This window comes from Specibacter sp. NPDC078709 (assembly GCF_040686795.1).
In the GTDB taxonomy this organism is placed as follows: Bacteria; Actinomycetota; Actinomycetes; order Actinomycetales; family Micrococcaceae; genus Specibacter.
Genome location: NZ_JBFBLU010000002.1, coordinates 492,158 through 512,289 on the forward strand (window position 1 = coordinate 492,158; position 20,132 = coordinate 512,289).

Here is a 20,132-nt window from a genome sequence, read left to right on the forward strand (position 1 = left end):
TCACAAATGCCATACATAGACTTGAATTCTGACGTCGGAGAATCCTTCGGCAATTGGACCATGGGGGATGACGCAGCAATTTTCGCCTCAGTTTCCTCAGCAAATGTTGCCTGCGGATTCCATGCAGGAGATCCCAGCGTCATTGCTCAGACCTGCCGCGACGCAGTGGCCGCGGGTGTCACTATCGGCGCGCACGTCGGCTACCGGGACCTCGCCGGCTTCGGACGCCGCTTCCTGGATTGTTCCCCCACCGAGCTCGCCGACGACGTGCTTTATCAGCTCGGTGCCCTCGAGGCGCTGGCACGGGCCGCCGGAGCGGGCATCAAATACGTCAAACCACACGGCGCCCTCTACAACACCATCGTGCATCACGAAGCCCATGCCCAAGCCGTGGTGGATGCCATCCGTGCCTTCGGTTCGGATCTGCCGGTGCTATTGCTGCCCGGCTCGGTTGCGCTCACCAAGGCTGCGGCCGCAGGACTGCGACCTGTCGCCGAGGCATTTGCCGATAGGAACTACAACCCCGACGGTACCCTTGTCTCTCGCCGCGAAGCCAACGCGGTACTGCACGACCCTGCGCAAGTCACCGCAAACATGCTCCGGCTGGCCACCGAGGCAAGAATCGTGGCCATCGATGGCTCGGTGATCCCAATGAATGCCGAGAGTATCTGCGTGCATGGGGACACAGCAGGGGCAGTGGCCATGGCCGCGGCGGTACGCGCGGGCTTGGAAAACGCGGGCGTCGGCATCAAGAGCTTCGTATGAGCGTCCTAGCCACGCGCTTCGCAGGTTCCCGGGCGGTGCTCGTTGAGCTCTCGGACCTCGATTCGGTACTGGCTCTGGCCGCGTTGCTGAGCGCTAACCCGCTGCCGGGTCAGATCGATGTACTGGCTGCGGCAAGCACTCTCTTCATCAAGGCAGATTCCACGGAGAACGCAGAAAAAATCGCGACCGCGGTGCTGGCCTTGGAACTTGGCACAGCGGCAGCCAACACCGGTTCACTCGTTGAAATACCCGTGCACTACGACGGCGATGATCTTGCCGAGGTCGCGGGGTTGACCGGACTGAGCGTTGAAGCTGTCATCAACGCGCATACGCAACAAACCTGGCGGGCGGCTTTCGGTGGGTTCGCGCCCGGCTTCGCCTACCTCATGGGTGAAAATCAGCTGCTCAACGTCCCTCGCCGTTCCACCCCGCGTAAGGTGGTCCCCTCAGGGGCCGTGGCACTGGCCGGGAATTCTTCGGCCGTCTACCCTCGGCAATCTCCCGGCGGCTGGCAACTGATCGGCCACACCGATGCTGTGCTGTGGGATCTTGACCGTGAAAAACCAGCATTGATCCGACCTCAGGACCGGGTGCGCTTCGTCCCGAGCCGCGAGACTCTACATGTTTCCCCGGCGCCAGCCAACACCCACGTTCCGGCGATGCTTGCCGGAACCAACCTGCTAGAAATCTTGGACCCGGGTCCGCAATCCCTCATCCAGGACCTTGGCCGTCCCGGGCTGGGCGATCTGGGCGTCTCCGCCTCGGGGGCAGCCGATACTCGCTCAGCAGCTCAGGCCAACCGCCTAGTGGGCAACGACGATCGGTGCGCGGTCATCGAAAATCTCATGGGTTCCTTGAGCTTGCGCGCCCAGGGCGATGCGGTCCTGGCTGTTTCCGGCGCCACCGCAACTATCACTGTGGAGCCGGTGGATGGAGATGACTTCCACGGGGTACGCGAACTTCCGATGGACACTCCGTTTGCGTTGCTGGATGGTGAAACCCTCAGCCTCACCCCTGCAGGCGACGGCCTCCGCAGCTATCTTGCCGTCCGCGGTGGCATCGATGTTCCCCGGGTGCTTGGCTCGCGCTCCACCGACTCCATGTCCGGCATTGGCCCGGCTCCACTGGCCCGCGGCAGCATGCTGCCCGTGGGTGCCATCCGTGGTGCGCACGTAGTTGGTAACCCGGAATCCTCGACGCTTCCACTACCCGGCGCTGACGGTATCTACGCCTTGAGGATCAGTCCGGGTCCCCGCGATGACTGGTTCGATGCCGCGGGGCTCGCTCAGCTGACAGGACAAATTTGGAGCGTCTCGACAGAATCCAACCGCGTTGGTATTCGTCTTGCGCTTGGGGCTAACGGCACAGCACTGGAACGCGCCCGCACCGGCGAGCTGGCCTCGGAGGGCGTCGCGGCTGGTGCCCTGCAGGTCCCGCCCTCGGGGCTGCCGGTACTCTTCCTGGCAGATCATCCGGTGACCGGCGGCTATCCCGTCATTGCCGGAGTCATTGCCGAGGATCTGCCCGCGGCCGCTCAGTTGCCGCCCGGTGCCTCTATCCGTTTTGTTTTGTCTGATCTGCACGCCCCCATTCAGGCCCTCCCCGATGAAGGAATCCACGCATGAAAAAAGTATTGATTGCCAACCGCGGGGAAATCGCCGTCCGCATTGCCCGCGCCTGTGCCGACGCTTCAATGGTTTCGGTGGCCATATACGCGGATCCCGACGCCGATGCGCTCCATGTGCGCCGGGCCGATGAGGCCTACGCACTGAATGGCTCCACAGGTGCCGAGACCTATCTGAACATTCCCAAGATCCTTGACATAGCTGCACGCTCTGGTGCTGACGCTGTGCACCCGGGGTACGGGTTCCTCTCCGAAAATGCCGACTTTGCGCAGGCTGTCATCGACGCCGGGTTGAGCTGGATCGGGCCCACCCCGGAGGCCATTCGGTTGCTGGGCAACAAGGTCACGGCACGCGAAATCGCGGTTCGTGCCGGAGCCCCGTTGGTCCCGGGCACCGATGGCGCGGTGGCATCAGGTGCCGAGGTCCGCGCCTTCGCCGAAGAATTCGGCATGCCGGTGGCCATCAAGGCCGCCTTCGGTGGCGGCGGGCGCGGCATTAAGGTGGTGCGTAGCTTCGAGGAGATTGACAACGCCTTTGAATCGGCGGTCCGTGAGGCCACGTTGGCCTTTGGCCGCGGCGAATGCTTCGTAGAACGTTTCCTCGATAAGCCGCGCCACGTCGAAGCCCAGGTTCTGGCTGACACGCACGGCAATGTGGTGGTGGTGGGCACCCGCGACTGCTCACTGCAGCGACGCAACCAGAAGCTCGTCGAGGAGGCGCCGGCCCCTTTCCTGAGCGAGGAACAGCGTGCCTCCATCCATTCTTCAGCGAAGTCCATCTGTCGCGAGGCCGGTTATCATGGCGCCGGAACCGTGGAGTATCTAGTGGCACCGGATGGGCTGATCTCCTTCCTGGAGGTCAATACCAGGCTGCAGGTTGAGCACCCGGTCACCGAGGAAACTACCGGTGTGGACCTTGTGGCCGAGCAATTCCGAGTTGCCGCGGGACTGCCCCTCTCTTTCACCGAAGATCCTGCACCGGTGGGCCACTCCTTCGAGTTCCGGATCAACGCCGAAGACCCTGCCCGTGGCTTCTTGCCCGGTCCGGGCCGCATCACCGGTTTTGAGGCACCCACCGGTTCGGGTATCCGGGTGGACTCCGGGGTGCGGAGTGGATCGGTGATCCCTTCACACTATGACTCGCTGATGGCGAAGCTGATCGTCACAGGCGCCACCCGCGCCCAGGCGCTGCGCCGGGCCAAGGTGGCACTGGATGAAATGGTCATCACCGGTGTCCCCAGTGTGTTGCCCTTCCACCGTGCCGTGGTGCGTAACGCCGACTTTGCCAATGACGAGCGCTACGGGGTCTACACCACGTGGATCGAATCCGAGTTTGCCCAGGAGCTGGCCGCCAGCCCGGAAATCGCCGCCGCCCAACCGGGTGCCGAACGCGAAACTCTGACTATCGAGATCGATGGCAAGGCCATGAACATTGGCTTGCCCGCCTCACTGGTTGATTCGATCCGCCATGGCGCAAGCGGGACGGCACGCGATGTTGCGGCCGAAAATATTGCTGCGGCCACCGACGATGCCGCGCTGAGCGCCCCGATGAATGGGAATCTGATCAAATGGGTCCTCGTGGACGGCGCGGTCGTGGCCGAGGGTGACACCGTGGCCGTACTGGAGGCTATGAAGATGGAATCGAACATTGTGGCGCATAAGGCCGGGACCTTTACTCGCGGTGGTCAGGAACCGGGCGCTGCGATTTCCCGGGGCGATGTCCTCGGAACTATCGCTTAACACTTGCGGGTGCGTGGTTGGGGACCGGGGTGGATTAGATTGGGAAGATGCCAGTGAACGCGTTATTTTCAGTCCAACCCCTCGCGGAGGGGTCCACCCACGCGCACACCGGCGCCTGGGTAACTTCCGTGATCCGCGCCCGCATCGCGGAAGGCCAATTACTTCCGGGGGCCAAGCTTTCGGAACTGGCACTCTCCGAAGCGCTGGGGGTATCCCGGAATACGTTGCGTGAGGCCTTTACAGTGCTTGATCATGAGCTGATCATCACCCGCATCCCCAACCGCGGTGTCTTTGTGGCGTCTCCCGGCGTCGCGGGCGTGAAGGAAATTTACGGTGTGCGGCGCATGATCGAACCTGCGGCCGTCCTCTGGGGCCAACAATTAGACGTTCAGGCGCTGGCGGATGTGGTGGTTGACGCTCGGGCCGCGCTTGCTGAAGGTGACACTGCGGCCATGGCCGATGCTAATCAGCGCTTTCATGAAGAGTTGGTGCGGGCCACCGGCAGCGAACGTCTGCAGGAATTGATGACGCGCGTGTTGGCGCAAATGCGTCTGGTCTTCCATGCCATGAGCGATGCACCAGACTTCCATTCACACTACGTCGAGCTCAATGGCTCACTGGTGACGCTTTTGCAGGACGGCAAGCGCGAGGAGGCAGCACAGGCGCTGCGCCTTTACCTGGACCGGGCAGAAGCCGAGCTGCTAGAGCATTTGGAGCAGGAGAACTAACAGGTGGGGTGCTCTCGTCCTGCCGCACCTGCGAGCATGGTGGGCGAGCACCCCACCAGCCCATTGCGAGCAATGTCCTACCCCTCGGTTACGGTTAAAGGATGAACCTGACCGTGGATCAACTCTCCGAATCCGAGCTCCTAGCCCGGATCTTCCCGCGCCTGCACGCCGGCAACACCACACTGCTGGGCCCCGGCGACGATTCCGCCATCATCGCCGCCCCGGACGGCCGCACGGTCATCTCCATTGACACCCAAGTCCAGGACAAGGATTTCCGCCTCCTCTGGCCCAACGGCAGCACCTCCTCCGGGTACGACGTCGGCTGGAAGGCCGCCGCGCAAAACCTCAGCGACATCAATGCCATGGGTGCCGTTGCCACCGCCATGGTTGTCAGCCTCACCCTCCCACGTACGACGCCGGTCACCTGGGTTGAGGACTTTGCCGACGGCTTGAGTGCCGCCATAGTAGGGCTCGGTGCCCCACAGTGTTCAGTGGCAGGCGGGGACCTCTCCGGCGGCAGCGAACTTGTGGTGACAGTGGCGGTCACAGGATCTTTGGAGGGGCTGGAGCCTGTGTTACGCAGCGGCGCCAAGAGGGGGGACCAAGTGGCAGTCTGCGGAAATATGGGAGTCTCCGCTGCTGGCTGGGCCTTGCATGAGAGCAGCATTGCCGTCTCAGAGTTCACCCCGGCCATGGCTCACGCCGCGGGACTCTTTGCCCGCCCGATCCCGCCGCTGGTCGCCGGGCCCGCAGCCGCGCGGGCCGGGGCCACATCCATGATGGACATTTCAGATGGCCTGCTGCGAGACGCCACCCGCATCGCCACAGCAAGTAAAGTAGCTGTGGATCTGGACTCCACCGTGCTCGCCGTCATGGCACGCGAACTGGAGGAAACCGCCGTCGTGCTTGGGAAAAATGCGCTCCAATGGGTGCTGACGGGCGGAGAAGATCACGGACTCTTATCCACATTCCCGGCAGGCCGCACACTCCCGGAAGGGTTCATTGCGATAGGCTCAATAGTGTCCATGGAGGCGGCTGTTGCGGCCGTGACCATTGACGGACAGAATTTTGAAGGCGTCGTTTCAGGCGCCCTGGGATGGGATCATTTTGCAGTCTAAGATCACCGCAACTGCACCCGTAGTCCGCCGCTGGCTGGCCATGGCCGAACAAACGTTGGCCAACCACAGCGACAGACTAAACGCCATCAACATTTACCCGGTGGCGGATGCAGATACGGGCACCAACTTGTACTTGACGGTCCGTGCGGCCGCACAGGAAGTGGCGGACTTGGAGCCGTCCGATGTTGGCGCCACCCTGGCTGCCGCGGGTCGCGCCGCGATGGAACAGGCCAGAGGAAACTCCGGAACTCTTTTCGCCGTATCACTGGCCGCCATGGCCGAACCCCTGATCGACGCCCAACGCATGAGCGGACCGCTGCTGGCAGCCTCATTGCACCGCGCCCAGTTGCGGGCCTGGAGCGCCCTGAGCGAACCCATGCCCGGCACCATGCTCTCCGTACTGGAAGCCGCAGCCCGGGGTGCCGCTTCCGCGGAAGCCACCCTCAACGGTGACGAATCCAACCAAGCGTTGGCGGACACCATCGACGCCGCCGTCCGTGCTGCCCGGGATGCCGTGGTGCTGACCGAGTCCCAGCTGGGAGTTCTCAGCGAAGCTCACGTGGTTGATGCTGGTGGCGTCGGATTGCTGCTCATCTTGGACTGCTTGCGTTCGGTCATGATCGGGGAGCCGTTGCAGGAAGAATTATTGGATGGTTTATCCGGCTACAAGGTTCAAGACCCCAATATTGCCCTGACCATGCCGGAACAGGAAGGCGTCGAGGTCATGTGCACCATCTCTTTGACGCCGCTGGCCGCAGCCGGCCTCCGTTTGGAACTCGATAGCATGGGTGACTCGGTCATCATGAGCGCGGTATCTGAACAGGCTGACCCCACCGGCGCGTATCCGTGGCGGGTGCATGTCCACGTACCCTCAGCCCATGTTGCTCTCGAAGCTATCCATGCTGTGGGTGATCCCAGCAACGTGAGCATTTCAGCGCTGTCCGCCACTGCAGCGCAGGACGCCCATGAGCTCCTCTGACCCCGGCCCCAGATTCCCCAACCCTGCACAAGGGAATTCAGACCTTGCCATGGATATCTCCCGTCTGCTGGGCCAAGCCACGGCCAATGTGGTGGAAAAAAACCTGGGCCTCACCACGGCCGGCCAGCTGCTGCACCAGTTCCCGCGCCGGTATCTGGAGCGCGGTGATCTGACCGATCTGAACCGATTGGAACTGGGTGAGGACGCCACCATCTTGGCACGCGTGGTATCCCAGCACACTCGCTTTATGCAGAAGCGCAAGGGCACCATCACCGACATTGTCATCAAGGACAACTCCGGGCGTCCGGCCGATCTAGCCATCAGTTTTTTCAACGGCTACACCGCTAAGAAGGAACTCCAAGAGGGAGTGTTGGCTCTGTTCTCCGGCAAGGTGGGGGAGTACGGTGGCCGCCAGGTGCTGACCAACCCCGGCTATGTTCTTTTGCCGGATGACGAACTGGCCGAGCATGAAGCAGAGCTTCAGGCTGCTAGGCCCATTCCGGTGTATCCGGCCACATTGAAGTTTCCCAGCTGGAAAACGGCGGATGTTATCGAGGCGCTGCTGCCTGTGCTGGATCTGGATAAGGTGCCCGATCCCATCCCCAAGCACATTGCCGCGCGTGAGCAGCTCATGCCACTGCCTGAGGCCTACAACGAGATCCACGCTCCTACGGACATGGAATCGTGGCCCCGGGCACGCAAGCGCTTCCGCTATCAAGAGGCTTTGGCGCTGCAAACGGCTTTGGCGCAACGCCGTCTGGCGGTCATGAAGCAGGACGCCACCGGCCGGCCTCCGGTCCACGGCGGATTGTTGGACGCCTTCGACACCAAACTGCCCTACACCCTCACCGCTGGCCAGCAGGAGATCGGCGCGTTGCTCGCCTCCGAGGTTGCCCAGGGCCACCCCATGCACCGGCTGTTGCAAGGTGAGGTGGGTTCCGGCAAGACGGTTGTCGCCCTGCGTGCCATGCTCCAAGTGATCGACGCCGGTGGGCAGGCAGCATTCTTAGCCCCCACCGAGGTGCTGGCCGCCCAGCATCTACGCTCCATTTCTGCGCTGCTGGGTCCGCTGGGTGAGGGCTCCTTGCTGGGTGGTACCTCCGCCACTCAAGTGACGCTACTGACCGGATCCATGCCCGCCGCGGTCAAGAAGAAGGCGCTACTGGCGGCCGCTTCCGGCGAAGCTGGCATTGTTATTGGCACGCATGCGCTTTTATCCGACAATGTGCAGTTTGCCGATCTGGGGCTCATCGTGGTCGATGAGCAGCACCGCTTCGGGGTGGAGCAGCGCGATGTTCTACGCGCCAAAGCCCACAAGCCCCCACACCTGCTGGTCATGACCGCCACGCCCATTCCGCGCACCGTGGCCATGACCGTGTTTGGAGATCTTGAGGTCTCGGAGTTGACGGAGCTGCCGGCTGGGCGCACACCCATCCTTACCTACGTCGCTCCTCTGTCGGAGCACCCCAGCTGGGAATCGCGCGTGTGGGCCCGCACTCGTGAAGAGGTCGACGCCGGACATCAGGTGTATGTGGTCTGCCCCAAGATCGGTGATGCTCCCGATGCGCAGGACATTCCTGCGGACAAGACAGACGCGCGCCCCATGACAGGTGTGTTGGAAACTCTGGAGTACTTGCGCACGGTTCCGGCCCTAGCCGGTCTGCGAATTGAGATGCTGCACGGGCGGATGGATTCTGCCCGGAAGCAGGACGTCATGGCAGGATTCACTGCCGGTGAGATTGATGTTCTGGTGGCCACCACGGTGATCGAGGTGGGTGTGGATGTGCACAATGCCACCCTCATGGTGATCGTGGATGCCGACCGCTTTGGCATGTCACAACTGCATCAGCTCCGGGGCCGCATTGGACGCGGCGGGCACCCCGGAACCTGCCTGTTGGTGACCGGCTTGGAACGGGATCACCCCAGCCGAAAACGGCTCGATGCCGTGGCTGCCACGATTGATGGTTTTGTGCTGGCCAAGCAAGATTTGGAAATGCGCCGAGAAGGCGACATTCTGGGTGCTCGGCAATCAGGCGGCGTCAGTGGTTTACGAATGCTCAGTGCGGTGCGGGATGAAGCATTGATCGGCAGGGCCAGGCAGGACGCCATCCGGATTGTTGAGCTTGATCCTGAACTGGAATTCCATCCGGCGCTGAAGCTGGAAATTGAGATGTACTTGACCGAACAGAATGAGGCTTTCCTTGAACGTGGCTAAGAATTCCGTGGCTCTGAGTGGCCGTGCTAGCAGCGGCACAGCTGTGCTTGTCACAGCACCGGCCGTGAACTGCATGGTAGCTGGAGCGCGGGCATGACCCGCATTGTGGCCGGAGCAGCTGGCGGGAGCACCTTGGTGTCAGTACCGGGGGAGGGCACCCGACCCACCACCGACCGAGTCAAGGAAGCACTTTTTTCTCGGCTGGAATCCATGAATATGCTCGCTGACACGCGGGTTCTTGACCTGTACGCAGGCTCCGGATCTCTGGGTGCCGAAAGTGCCAGCCGCGGTGCAAAATCTGTAGAACTCGTCGAGTTCAACGACAAAGCTGCGGCCGTCTGCCAGCTCAATGCCGACCTGGTCAACAAGGTGCTCGGCTCCAAAGTTGTCAGGGTGCAGCGCTCCAAAGTGGAATCATTCCTGGCCAGGACTGCCGAGGCTGCCCTAGAGCAATGGGACCTGGTCTTCATGGATCCGCCGTACCCGCTGACCGAGGCAGAACTCTCTTTGGTGCTGGAATTGTTGGCTCCGCAGCTGAGCCACTTTGCCGTGGTGATTGTGGAGCGTTCAGCACGCACGCCCGAGCCCACCTGGCCGGCCGGACTGACTGGACTGGCACATAAAAAATACGGTGAGACCCGCCTCTGGTTCGCCGAGCCGGTGACTGAAGCGGCCGGCGTCGAACCTTCAACTGATTAAGCAGCCGACCCACATCGGCCCACGGCTCGAAGCGTTTTCACACTGACTAACGACAAGGATGCTTTAGTGACACAGCTGCGCGTAGGTCTCATTGGTGCCGGTGGGATTGCCGGCGTTCACATTGCCGGGTGGCAGCAGTTGGGGGCACAGGTGAGTGTTTATTCGCGCTCCGGGGCCGTTCATCTGGTGCAGGAATACGGGGTTGCGGAGGTGGATTCACTCGATGCGCTGCTGGCCGCCTCGGACCTGGTCAGCATTCTCACGCCTACCACGACGCACCATCACTACGCCATGGCTGCCATTGCTGCGGGTAAGGACGTGATGTGTGAGAAGCCGCTGGCCGAGTCTGTCACCCGGGCCGCCGAGATCGTCAACGCCGCCCAGGCTGCAGGGGTACGGCTGTTCCCAGCTCATGTGGTGCGGTTTTTCCCTGAGTATGTGCAGGCGAAGGAGCGGCTGGATCAGGGTCTGTTCGGTGCTGCGCAGGTGGTGCGGCTTAGCCGTGCCAGTGCGGCTCCGGCGGCGGGTTCCTGGTTTTTCAACGAGGGGCTGGCCGGGGGCATTGTCAGGGACCAGATGATCCATGATCTCGACCAGGCGCGGTGGCTGGCCGGGGAAGTCGTCCAAGTTGAGGCTCTGCAGGACCCGCGTACAGTAAACGGTGTGGTTCCGCGGCCAGTCACGGCGAAGGTGTTTCTGACCCATGAAAGCGGTGCCGTCAGTTTGCTGCAGGGGGAGTGGGGCCCGGACAGCATGCCGTTCCACACCTCCATTGCGGTGGAGGGTGACGCCGGAATGTGGCGTTTTCCGCTGCCCGTGGCCGCCGCTGACGACGGCGCGGCTGAGGATACAGTGGGCGGTCAGCTGCCGGTGCAGTCACCGGCTGATAGCCCTTACACTTTGCAGATTGCGGAGTTTGCTGCGGCACTGGCCACTGGTTCGCCATCTCGGGTTAGCCCGCTTGACGGTGTCATGGCGGTTGCGCTGGCAGAGGCAGCTTACGCTTCAATCGCCTCGGGCGAGCCGGTGGAATTCTCGGCCGCTGAGGTGGCTGGGCTGCTGGCTCATTAGCGTGTGATCGTGGCGGGCTGGGTGGTCTAGGGCGTGAACGCCAGGTGCTCTAGCGCGTGAACAAGGGTGCCAGCGCTAGCACGAGGGCTGTGGCTGCGATCAGTACAACGCAGGCGGAGATGATCGCGAAGGCGCGGCGCTTGTTGCGGTTGGAGTGGTCCACTGAGTGGTTCATGCGGCGATAAGCCGGTTTGTCAGAACCGTGTTTGCTAGAGCTTCGGCGGTCCGATGTTCGGACCCTTGCTGAGCGGGACATTGATCTCCATGAATAAGCGGTAATTCCTCGGGTGCCAGCCCGAACCGTCTTCCATCTTACGGGGAACCGCCTCCGGAATGAGAATGTGGGCCGTGTAACGGTGCTCTCGCTTTCCTCAAACAAAGCCGTGGGACCGATTGTTGGAGGGTCCGTGCACGGTTGAAAACTCAACGTTGACAGCCCGGCAGTGTTGTCATAAGTTCAGGACACTGCACACTTGCTGAGCCAAAGGCTTCAATTATGCGCACCCGGACTGCAACTCTCTCACTCGTCCTTGGAGCTATGGCGTTGTCAGCGCTGACAGCCTGTAATGGCGGGGCATCAGATCCGCCAGGATCCGGGGGAGAATCGGGCGCTTCGGATGGAACCTCCATCGAAGCTACTGCAACGGGCTCGGCTGGCACTAAACCGTCAACCGCTTCATCGAAACCCAGCTCTCCCACGCCCAGCGCAGTGGATATTCGGAGCATAGATCTGGCCAACACCACGTGGCTGTATTCTTTCCGCGGATTAGAACTGCCGAGCGAGGTGAAGCTGGTCAACGGGGAGGCGACTATAAATCCCGGGGAATTTTCCAGCACTTACAAGCTGGGTGAGATGGTCTACGGCGACGTTGACGGGGACGGCGATGACGATGCGGTGGCTCGCATCGACGGTCAGACGCCTGAAGGATCTAGAGGTTTCTGGTACATCTGGATCGCCGAAGTCTCCGGGGCTGTGCAGTTGAAGTATCCGATAGCGGAAACCGGCAGGTGCGCCACATTGGTAGAACTCCCGGTGATCACCGAGGGGGCCATTAACCTGACCGAGTACCACCGGATTCCTGGACTCGATGACGAAATTCCATGCTCCGATCCGGGCACGGGTCTGAAAAAACGAACCATCACTGTCATCTCAGACAACACAGGGTCAGAAGCTGACTCCGGAGCGGAGACGTGGCCGGTGCAGACGGCCCCGGTTGTCGCGTGGGGTGGCATTTGTCCTGGACCAAAATATCCCGACTCTGCACCCGGTCTTGTCGATCTATGGGCGAGCCCGTCCAAGACAGCCCAAGTGGCCGCCACTGCCGGACAGGAAGGCGTTATTTTTGAACAAATCGACTTTCCCTTAGTTGCACGTGAGGGATGGAATCTAGTGGGCTTTAGAGTGTTCGGCGTTGAATCAGATTTAGGCGGCAAGGACATGGCCTGTGCTTGGGCCGTGAAGTAACGCCGGTTTCTGCAGGAGCTCCCTCGCTGGGTGATTGAAGGGTTGGGAAACGCCGTTTCTAGTGCGCTAGCGTCTGGAGAAACACGGCATTTACTGCGCTAGCGTCTGTAGTGGGGCGGGCGGCTAGCTCGTCAGTTGATCAGTTCGTCTAGCTCTACGCCGCTCATGACTGTAGCCGGGTGCGGTCCTGCCGCCACTAGTGCTTGCGCCCACCCTTGTGGCCATGGGCTGTTCTTGCCCAACAGGATGATGTTTCCGGGGTACCGGCGGCTAAATAACATGGTTGTGCCATAAGCGGCCACACTGGGCATGGCTTCCTGCAGTGCCTTGGTCTGGCTGGTCACCAGGGTGAAACCGGGCTCGTCTCCTACGTTGACGGCCAGGATTCCTTCCGGCGCCAGCACTGCCGCGGCTTCGCGGTAAAAGTCTTCGCAGGCGAGATGAGCAGGCGCGTCCGGACCGCTGAAAATGTCCAGGACAACGACGTCGAACTTCAGGTTTTCGGGCAGAGCGGCCAACTCTTCGCGGGCATCGCCCACATGGCTGGCCAGATTTGTGCCGGCGGGCAGGGGCAGCTGCTCCAAGACAAAGTCCAACAGTTCGCGCTCGAGTTCCACGGCGTGCTGCAGCGAACCCGGACGGGTGGCCTGAATGTAGCGGGCCAGCGTCAGGGCTCCGGCGCCCAGATGCAACGCAGTAATGGGTTCCCCAGCAGGCTTGACTAGATCAATGGCGTTGGCAATGCGGCGCAGATATTCGTAGAACACTTCCTGCGGTGCAGCAAGGTTTACGTGCGACTGCTCCGCACCGTCGATGCTCAAGACGAAGGCATTGTTGTGCCAAGGATCGGCTTCGATTGTGGCGTGGACACCGCTGGTGCGCAGGAAACGGCTGGGCGTGGCCATTAGAGCTTGTCCTTGAGGGTTGCGAGGCGTTCGGCGGCCTGTTCCAGCAACGGAACTTGTTTGCAGAAGGCGAAACGCAGCAGGGAGCGGGTGCGTTTGGCGCCATCGGGGTGGCAGAAGACCGGGACAGGAATGGCGGCAACGCCAATGAGTTCCGGAAGGCGGCGGGCCAATGCGGTGGCATCGGTGATGCCCAATTTCTGCGTATCGGCGTTGATGAAATACGTGCCCTGCGGCAAATAGACGTCGAGCCCGGCCGCGCGCAGACCCTCGGCCAGGATGTCGCGCTTGTGGGCCAATGTCGCGGCGGCGTCGGTGAAAAAGCTGTCCTCCATGCGCAGGCCGGCGGCGATGGCACCTTGGAACGGCGTGCCGGAGGAGTAGCTCAGAAATTGCTTGACGGTGCGGGCCGCGGCGACGAGTTCCGCGGGGCCGGAAAGCCAGCCGATCTTCCAGCCGGTGAAGGAGAAGGTCTTGCCAGCGGAGGAGATGGTGAGCGTTCGCTCAGCCGCACCGGGCAGCGTGGCTACGGGTATGTGCCGGGGACCAAACGTCAGGTGCTCATAGACCTCATCGCTGAGGATGACGGCGTCGTACTTGATGGCGAGGCGGACAATTTCACTCAGCACTTCAAGAGGGAACATGGCGCCGGTGGGGTTGTGCGGGTTGTTCAGGATGACCATTTTGGTGCGCGGGCTGAAGCTCTTCTCCAGCGTGGCCAGATCCGGCATGAAGTCAGGTGCCAGCAGCGCAGCCGTAGTGTGCTTGGCGCCGCTGAGGGCAATCATGGCGCCGTAGGAATCGTAGAAAGGCTCGAAGGTGAGGACCTCATCGCCGGGGCCGGTCAGTGCCAGAACAGCGGCGGCGATGGCCTCGGTGGCGCCCGTGGAGATGATGACTTCGGTTTCCGGATCGAGGGTGATGCCGTAGAAGCGGTGCTGATGGTCGGCAACGGCGCGGCGCAGATCCAGAATGCCCTTGCCGGGCGCGTACTGGTTGTTGCCGTTGGCGATGGCGTCTTGGGCGATGCGGCTGAGCTCCGCAGGGCCGTCTTCATCCGGGAAGCCCTGGCCGAGATTGATGGCCTGGTGCCTGTTGGCGAGGGTGGTTATTTCCTCGAAAATGGTCACCCCGAGGGACCCATCCGGGCCTAATAGATTGGCTCCTTGTGCGGTCCGGTGCCAGGGCGTGCTCATGGATGCTCCTCAATCAAGTGCTCATAGTGTTCTCATATAACGCAGGCTACCTTGGCAAGGTTACCGGCCGGGGCGCGCTAAGCCCTATAAGTAGCTAGGCCGAGCGGGGGAGGTGTGCCGGGTTTGCGCTGTTGGGTGGCTCTGGTTGGTTCCTGTGTTGGGTGCTTATTGATCGTTACCGGCTGGTACTCGACGCAAGATGACGTGTGTGTGCCAAAAACATTGGTCAGCGGCATGCAGGTGGACTAGATTCTTCTGTATGCGACGCGCTGTATGCCCCGGATCCTTTGACCCTATCCATAAGGGACACATTGAGGTGATTGCCCGCGCTTCGGCCTTGTTCGACGAAGTGATCGTGGCGGTCTCCACGAACTATGCGAAGAAGTACCGATTCACGCTCCCTGAACGTCTGGACATGGCGCGGAACACCTTCGCGGCATTGTCAGGGATTGTGGTCGAGCCCATGGGGGAGGGCCTACTCTCGGACTACTGTCACGACCGCGGAGTCTCCGCCATCGTCAAGGGTCTGCGGTCCTCCTCAGATTTTGATTACGAACTGCCGATGGCCACCATGAACCGCCAGCTCTCCGGAGTGGAGACTGTGTTCCTGCCCGGGGACAGCCGTTACTTGCACCTGTCCTCCACCCTCATCAAGGAAGTGCACACACTCGGCGGGAGCGTAGCTGATTTTGTGCCACGCGCAGTGTTGCGCCGCTTGCAAGGCGACGTCGGTCCGGACACCAGACCTGTCACCGTGGTCCCGCCGAAGGGGTAGCAGGTTTGGGTTCCGCTTTCCGCGACTTATCCGCATCGGCGGCGGGCCCGCAATGCGGATACGCAAAGTTCGACTTAACTTATGCGCAACCGGAGGGCGCCTAGCTGCGGCAGTGTCACAGCACCGCAGCTTGGCCGGGTGTGGCGTGCGTATAAATAAGGCGCTGTGTTGCTGAGTGGCTGAGGAGCTGAGGAGCTGTGTTGCTGAGGCGCGGGGCGGGGAGACGCGAGCTGAGGGATGCCCCGGCGGTTATGGCCCTGTTTCGAGGTTTTCCTGCTGGGCAGGGTTGAGCTGATGTGCCGGAAAGTGCCCGCCCGGATCATATACTGTCCCGGAAAGTGGCGCATACGCGAACCACCCCACGCCGTCGCTCTGATCGGCCTCGATGCGCGCCTTGAGTTCCTCCTCGGCGGCCACCATGGCACGGAAAGCGTCTGCTGCTGCGGGGTTCTGGCTGGGCTGCTCCGAGCGGAAGCGCTTGCGGGTGGACCTGGGCGCGTAAGAGTGGAAGTCCACTTCAAAGCCGTCACCCAGTTCTTCGGCGAGCCGCTGTGCTAGTTTCGTCCCGGTGGCGGTGAACGGTGTAGCAGCTTTGGGATGCTTCCATGATTGGTTGCTGTCGAGTGAGGCGTAGTACGAGGCCTCCCACGCTTCCATGTCTGCAGTGAGAGCTGGGGAAAGCTTGGCGTCGGCATACGGCACAGGGCCGTACAACCACAGCACGGTATCGGCATAGTCGGGATAGAGCCTGATACGGATAAGCGAGCCAGTTGCGTCGGCCTGTGTGGGGTCAGTTGTAGCGGCCGCTGCCTCTGGATCCACGGCATTGATGTCCAGATGCAGCACCACACCTGTGGTCACCAGATGAGGAGACGATTCGGTGCCGGCCCCGGCCTCGCCGGCTGCTGGCACATAGTCTGGATAGTTGCTGATGGGTCGGAACTGCTGCTCGTGACCGTGGGCAGGAGCCCAGTGCACTCCGCCACCGTCTGCGTTTTCATAGAGCAGTGTTGCCAGTTCCATGGAGACCACCACACCGGAGGCTTCCGGAAAGCCTTCGGGCACCTTGCCGTAATCCGTGGCATTGATGATCCCGGTCAGCGTCACCGGGCCTTCGGTCAGGGTTGGAGCATCCCAATACAGCTCGAATCCCTCGCAATGGATCGCTGTAGGGAAAGCGCCTGGGGCATACACGGATTGGGCTCCCAGCGGCTTGGCCACTCCGGACAGCGTGACTTCCTGACCAAAGTTCCCATACGACTGGTCTTGTTCAGTATCCAACTTTGGACGGCGGTTGTCCGTTTCCAAAACCAGCACATGACTCAGCGACATGCCGAGGCGGGGGTGCTCGATGTCACCATCGCCTATTTGCCAGTCGGGGACGTACACGGGGAGGATCATGGTTTCGATTATGCCCACTTTGCTGCCACTGCGCCTGAAAACAGCAGCTCTTGACGGCCGTGGCGTCCCCAACCCTGGGCCAAGCCAAAGGAAGCGAGAGGGACACGGGCCGGCCATCCGGCGTCGTGCTTAAGGAAGAAAACCATGCAGATCAGGGCCAAAGTGGACAAAGCAGCCAATCGAGCACGGCCTGAGAGTTACATCACGGATTGCGGTTCGTCGCAAAGGCACTTACTGTCGTAGACTGAATAAGGCCAATTTGGTCTGGTACCGCTCATTTTGATGCCCGGGAGCTTTCGGGCTAAGATGGTGCGTCGGTCATATGTTCTTACAGGAGTTCTCATTAGCGAAACCACGTTGGGCAACAAGCCCAGCCATGGCACGCCCCTCACCGTCAGTGTAAGGGAGCTTGGGCGCAGCCCGGGCAGTATGTGGAAGTTCGAAGAGCGTATACCTGTGCCGGAAGATTTTGGCACCCCGCTCATTGGCGCGGTTCCTGGATCCGAACTGGATCTGGAGCTCCGTTTTGAGGCCGTTCATGAAGGTATTCTTGTTTCGGGTAACGTACTTGTCGATGTGACAGGTGAGTGTTCCCGCTGCTTGGAGACGTTCGAGGATGACTTCGAAGTCGATGTGCAAGAACTTTTCTTCTACGAGGAGCCGTCCGCGGAATTCCTTGAACAAGAAGAAGATCAGCAACGTTGGGTCGAGCACGATTCTATCGATCTTGAACCGGTGTTGCGGGACGCAGTGGTAACCGCCCTGCCGTTCCAGCCGGTGTGCCGGGAAGACTGCGAGGGTCTGTGTTCCGAATGCGGAATACACCTTGCGGATGAGCCGGGGCACCATCACGAGATCCTAGATCCTCGGTGGGCTGCCCTACAGGGCTTAACCGGCGAAGAAAACTAGCAAATAAGTTTTACTCATGGGCAGATGCCTGTGAGTTATCGAGAGAAAAGAGTTTGCCGTGGCTGTTCCCAAGCGGAAGATGTCCCGTGCCAATACGCGCGCACGCCGTTCCCAGTGGAAGGCCACCGCGCCTGCTCTGGTCAAGACCATTGAAAACGGCGAGGTTGTTTACAGCCTGCCGCACCAGGCCAAGGTCGTCACCGACTCAGCCGGTACCGCACTGTTCTTGGAATACAAGGGCCGTAAGGTTGCTGACGTCTAAAGACGCCTGGACCATTTGGTCCGTTCAGTTTGTTTAATACTTAGCAGGAGAGTCATGTCCGCAGAAATTCCATCACCGGAACTCACGGACGGACACAAACTGCTCTTGAAGCGTCTCGGTGTCAGTATTGATGCCGGGACGCTTCGTCTTGCCCTCACACATAGGTCCTACGCCTATGAAAACGGTGGCATCCCCACGAACGAGCGCCTCGAGTTCCTCGGCGACTCCATCCTGGGCTTCTCCGTCACCGACGCGCTCTACCGCGACAACCCGTTGTTGCCCGAGGGTGACCTGGCCAAGCGCCGTTCCGCCGTAGTCTCCACCCGCGCCTTGGCCTCCATTGGCCGCGAGCTGGGGATCGGCGAGTTCATCTACCTCGGACAGGGCGAAAAGCTCACCAAGGGCCGCAACAAGTCCTCCATCCTGGCTGACACCATGGAAGCGCTCATTGGCGCCGCCTACCTCACCCACGGCATCGAAGTTGCCCGCCAACTGGTCATGCGCCTGGTTGGCCCACTGCTGGCCGATTCCGCCGTGCTCGGCGCCGGCACCGACTGGAAAACCAACATCCAGGAAATTGCTGCTTCCCGCCACCTCGGCACCATTGTCTATGACATCACCGGTGTGGGTCCTGACCACGACCGCTCCTTCACCGCCAACCTGATGATTGGCGGCAAGCATTATGGCACGGGCACCGGACCCTCCAAGAAGGAAGCCGAGCGCACTGCCGCAGCTGCCGCTTGGGTGGATCTGGAGAAGAAGTTCTCTTCTGGTTCTTCGTCTTCTTCCGCCCCCAAGAACGACGCCGTACCCTCCTCCGAGGGTGTGTCCCCTGACGTTTCTTCCGCTGACAAATAATGCCGGAGCTGCCCGAGGTTGAGGTTGTCCGCCGCGGCCTTGAGCGCTGGGTAGCCGGGCGGAGGATTGTGGATGTTTCTGTCCCTGATCCCCGCTCCATCCGCCGGCACTCGCTGGGTGTTGAAGATTTCCGCGGCAACTTGATCGGCACCACCGTGCTGGACGTGGTTCGCCGCGGCAAGTTCCTGTGGATGCCGCTGTCGGATGACCCGTCCGTTTCAGACACGCCGCACACAGCACTCGTGGCTCACTTGGGTATGAGCGGGCAGTTGCTGGTGGAGTCACCGGAACAGCCGCACGAAAAACACCTCAAGGTCCGTCTTTCCTTTTCCTCGCGAGCCGACGCACCGGAAGAACTGCGCTTTGTTGACCAGCGCATCTTCGGTGGACTCTTCGTGACCTCACTTGTCCCCACCGCCGACGGACTTCCCGGCGGTGCTGGCGTGAGTGATTGGGCTCTAATCCCCGAAGAAGCGGCCCATATTGCTCGGGATCCACTTGATCCGTACTTCGACATTGAGGCTCTCCATCAGAGCCTGCGTGCTCGCAAGACGGGAATCAAGCGGGCGCTGCTGGATCAGGCTTTTGTTTCCGGTATTGGCAATATCTACGCTGATGAGGCGCTCTGGGCTGCCAGAATGCATTACGCCCGGCCCACGGAAACGTTCCGTCGTCCCGATACTGAGCGCATCATTTACGCGGCACGGGATGTCATGTCTAGGGCGCTGGACGCCGGTGGCACCAGCTTCGATTCGCTGTACGTCAACGTCAACGGCGCTTCGGGTTACTTTTCCCGCTCACTGAACGCCTACGGCCGTGAAGGCGAACTCTGCCATCGCTGCGCAGAGCTGGGGCTCTCCACCAAGATACGTCGCGATATGTTCATGAACCGGTCCTCTTTCACTTGCCCTGTGTGTCAAGCGAAGCCCCGCAACGCGCGAATGTAGGGTTTTGGCAAAGCAGGCTGTGGGTGCGTCGTCTTACTCGATCGTCTACGTACCATCTGTTGCGAAGGCGCTTCGGAAACTCAATCAGTCGATTGCGCATAATATTCTGCGCGCCATCGAGAATCTGAGCGAAGATCTAAGCCCGTCGGGGTGTATTCAGCTGACCGACGGTGATGGTGAACTACGCATTCGCGTCGGTGACTACAGGGTGGCCTCTGACGTCAACGATGACCAACGTGTTGTGCTCGACTTGCGGCTCAGACACTGCCGCGAGATCTACCGCTGAGCCACGTTGGGCCTGTCCACCAGATGATCGGTGCTTAGCCACGTGAGAGGCTGTGTATCTACCGATCTCGAGGCTAACTCCAGCCCAAGTTTTTCAGTTTGTACGGCGAGGAGCTCGCGTTATCCACAGAAACGGCGCTTTCCTGACTTTGCCATTGTTTGAGCGTCCAATTTTTACCAGACTTTCTTC

At 61.2% G+C, this 20,132-nt stretch carries 20 protein-coding genes; 16 read left to right on the top strand and 4 right to left on the bottom strand.

Translation table 11 applies throughout. The features are described 5' to 3' along the window. Positions 1-6: 6 nt before the first annotated feature. The 9 genes from AB0P14_RS06275 to AB0P14_RS06315 all read left to right on the top strand — a co-directional run bounded on the left by AB0P14_RS06275 (position 7) and on the right by AB0P14_RS06315 (position 10,939). A complete protein-coding gene (locus AB0P14_RS06275) occupies positions 7-765 on the top strand; it encodes a 5-oxoprolinase subunit PxpA (protein ID WP_363839159.1) in 759 nt (252 codons plus the stop codon). Next, on the top strand, positions 762-2,390 hold the full coding sequence (locus AB0P14_RS06280) for a 5-oxoprolinase/urea amidolyase family protein (protein WP_363839162.1): 1,629 nt from the start codon (positions 762-764) through the stop codon (positions 2,388-2,390). Before AB0P14_RS06275 ends, AB0P14_RS06280 begins: the two co-directional genes overlap by 4 nt. Next, positions 2,387-4,129: a biotin carboxylase N-terminal domain-containing protein gene (locus tag AB0P14_RS06285; protein WP_363839165.1), complete on the top strand. Its 1,743-nt coding sequence runs from the start codon at positions 2,387-2,389 to the stop codon at positions 4,127-4,129. The genes AB0P14_RS06280 and AB0P14_RS06285 overlap by 4 nt, the downstream gene beginning before the upstream one ends. Before the next feature lie 47 nt (positions 4,130-4,176). Beyond that, on the top strand, positions 4,177-4,857 hold the full coding sequence (locus tag AB0P14_RS06290) for a GntR family transcriptional regulator (protein ID WP_363839168.1): 681 nt from the start codon (positions 4,177-4,179) through the stop codon (positions 4,855-4,857). Positions 4,858-4,958: 101 nt separating this feature from the next. Next, positions 4,959-5,975, top strand: coding sequence for a thiamine-phosphate kinase (gene thiL, locus AB0P14_RS06295; RefSeq protein WP_363839171.1), 1,017 nt, complete (start codon positions 4,959-4,961; stop codon positions 5,973-5,975). Positions 5,976-6,015: 40 nt separating this feature from the next. Further along, a complete protein-coding gene (locus AB0P14_RS06300) occupies positions 6,016-6,954 on the top strand; it encodes a DAK2 domain-containing protein (RefSeq protein ID WP_363839384.1) in 939 nt (312 codons plus the stop codon). Further along, positions 6,941-9,169 carry an ATP-dependent DNA helicase RecG gene (locus tag AB0P14_RS06305; RefSeq protein ID WP_363839174.1) on the top strand — a complete coding sequence of 743 codons (2,229 nt, stop codon included), beginning with the start codon at positions 6,941-6,943 and terminating at the stop codon, positions 9,167-9,169. Before AB0P14_RS06300 ends, AB0P14_RS06305 begins: the two co-directional genes overlap by 14 nt. A 93-nt stretch (positions 9,170-9,262) precedes the next feature. Next, positions 9,263-9,868, top strand: a complete 606-nt coding sequence (gene rsmD, locus AB0P14_RS06310; protein WP_363839177.1) for a 16S rRNA (guanine(966)-N(2))-methyltransferase RsmD — start codon at positions 9,263-9,265, stop codon at positions 9,866-9,868. Between the two features lie 66 nt (positions 9,869-9,934). Further along, positions 9,935-10,939: a Gfo/Idh/MocA family oxidoreductase gene (locus AB0P14_RS06315; RefSeq protein ID WP_363839180.1), complete on the top strand. Its 1,005-nt coding sequence runs from the start codon at positions 9,935-9,937 to the stop codon at positions 10,937-10,939. A 49-nt stretch (positions 10,940-10,988) separates the two neighbouring features. Here the strand turns inward: AB0P14_RS06315 and AB0P14_RS06320 are convergent, their stop codons facing one another. Continuing rightward, a complete protein-coding gene (locus AB0P14_RS06320) occupies positions 10,989-11,114 on the bottom strand; it encodes a hypothetical protein (protein ID WP_363839182.1) in 126 nt (41 codons plus the stop codon). A gap of 321 nt (positions 11,115-11,435) precedes the next feature. Here AB0P14_RS06320 and AB0P14_RS06325 point away from each other — a divergent pair, with 321 nt between their 5' ends. Next, positions 11,436-12,404 (top strand): hypothetical protein, encoded by a 969-nt coding sequence (locus tag AB0P14_RS06325; RefSeq protein WP_363839185.1) that lies wholly within the window; start codon positions 11,436-11,438, stop codon positions 12,402-12,404. Positions 12,405-12,535: 131 nt separating this feature from the next. On the opposite strand, the gene AB0P14_RS06330 is transcribed toward AB0P14_RS06325, so the two are convergent. Next, complete coding sequence (locus AB0P14_RS06330) at positions 12,536-13,309, bottom strand: fused MFS/spermidine synthase (protein ID WP_363839188.1); 774 nt, start codon at positions 13,307-13,309, stop codon at positions 12,536-12,538. Further along, positions 13,309-14,505 carry an aminotransferase class I/II-fold pyridoxal phosphate-dependent enzyme gene (locus AB0P14_RS06335; protein WP_363839191.1) on the bottom strand — a complete coding sequence of 399 codons (1,197 nt, stop codon included), beginning with the start codon at positions 14,503-14,505 and terminating at the stop codon, positions 13,309-13,311. Before AB0P14_RS06335 ends, AB0P14_RS06330 begins: the two co-directional genes overlap by 1 nt. A gap of 259 nt (positions 14,506-14,764) precedes the next feature. On the opposite strand from AB0P14_RS06335, the gene coaD reads away from it, so the two are divergent. Continuing rightward, complete coding sequence (coaD, locus tag AB0P14_RS06340) at positions 14,765-15,280, top strand: pantetheine-phosphate adenylyltransferase (protein ID WP_363839194.1); 516 nt, start codon at positions 14,765-14,767, stop codon at positions 15,278-15,280. A 249-nt stretch (positions 15,281-15,529) separates the two neighbouring features. Here the strand turns inward: coaD and AB0P14_RS06345 are convergent, their stop codons facing one another. Then, entirely contained in the window at positions 15,530-16,681 is a 1,152-nt protein-coding gene (locus AB0P14_RS06345) for a hypothetical protein (RefSeq protein ID WP_363839197.1), read from the bottom strand. A 429-nt stretch (positions 16,682-17,110) separates the two neighbouring features. Between AB0P14_RS06345 and AB0P14_RS06350 the strand changes: the two genes are divergently transcribed. From AB0P14_RS06350 to AB0P14_RS06370, 5 genes are read left to right on the top strand one after another with little or no spacing between them, the layout of a single operon-like run. After that, positions 17,111-17,590, top strand: a complete 480-nt coding sequence (locus tag AB0P14_RS06350) for a YceD family protein (RefSeq protein WP_363839200.1) — start codon at positions 17,111-17,113, stop codon at positions 17,588-17,590. Between the two features lie 58 nt (positions 17,591-17,648). After that, positions 17,649-17,852, top strand: coding sequence for a 50S ribosomal protein L32 (rpmF, locus tag AB0P14_RS06355; protein ID WP_054011667.1), 204 nt, complete (start codon positions 17,649-17,651; stop codon positions 17,850-17,852). Between the two features lie 54 nt (positions 17,853-17,906). Further along, a complete protein-coding gene (gene rnc, locus AB0P14_RS06360; protein ID WP_363839203.1) occupies positions 17,907-18,710 on the top strand; it encodes a ribonuclease III in 804 nt (267 codons plus the stop codon). Beyond that, complete coding sequence (mutM, locus tag AB0P14_RS06365; RefSeq protein ID WP_363839206.1) at positions 18,710-19,657, top strand: bifunctional DNA-formamidopyrimidine glycosylase/DNA-(apurinic or apyrimidinic site) lyase; 948 nt, start codon at positions 18,710-18,712, stop codon at positions 19,655-19,657. Before rnc ends, mutM begins: the two co-directional genes overlap by 1 nt. A gap of 4 nt (positions 19,658-19,661) precedes the next feature. Then, positions 19,662-19,943 (top strand): type II toxin-antitoxin system RelE/ParE family toxin, encoded by a 282-nt coding sequence (locus tag AB0P14_RS06370; RefSeq protein ID WP_363839208.1) that lies wholly within the window; start codon positions 19,662-19,664, stop codon positions 19,941-19,943. The last annotated feature ends 189 nt before the right edge of the window (positions 19,944-20,132 follow it).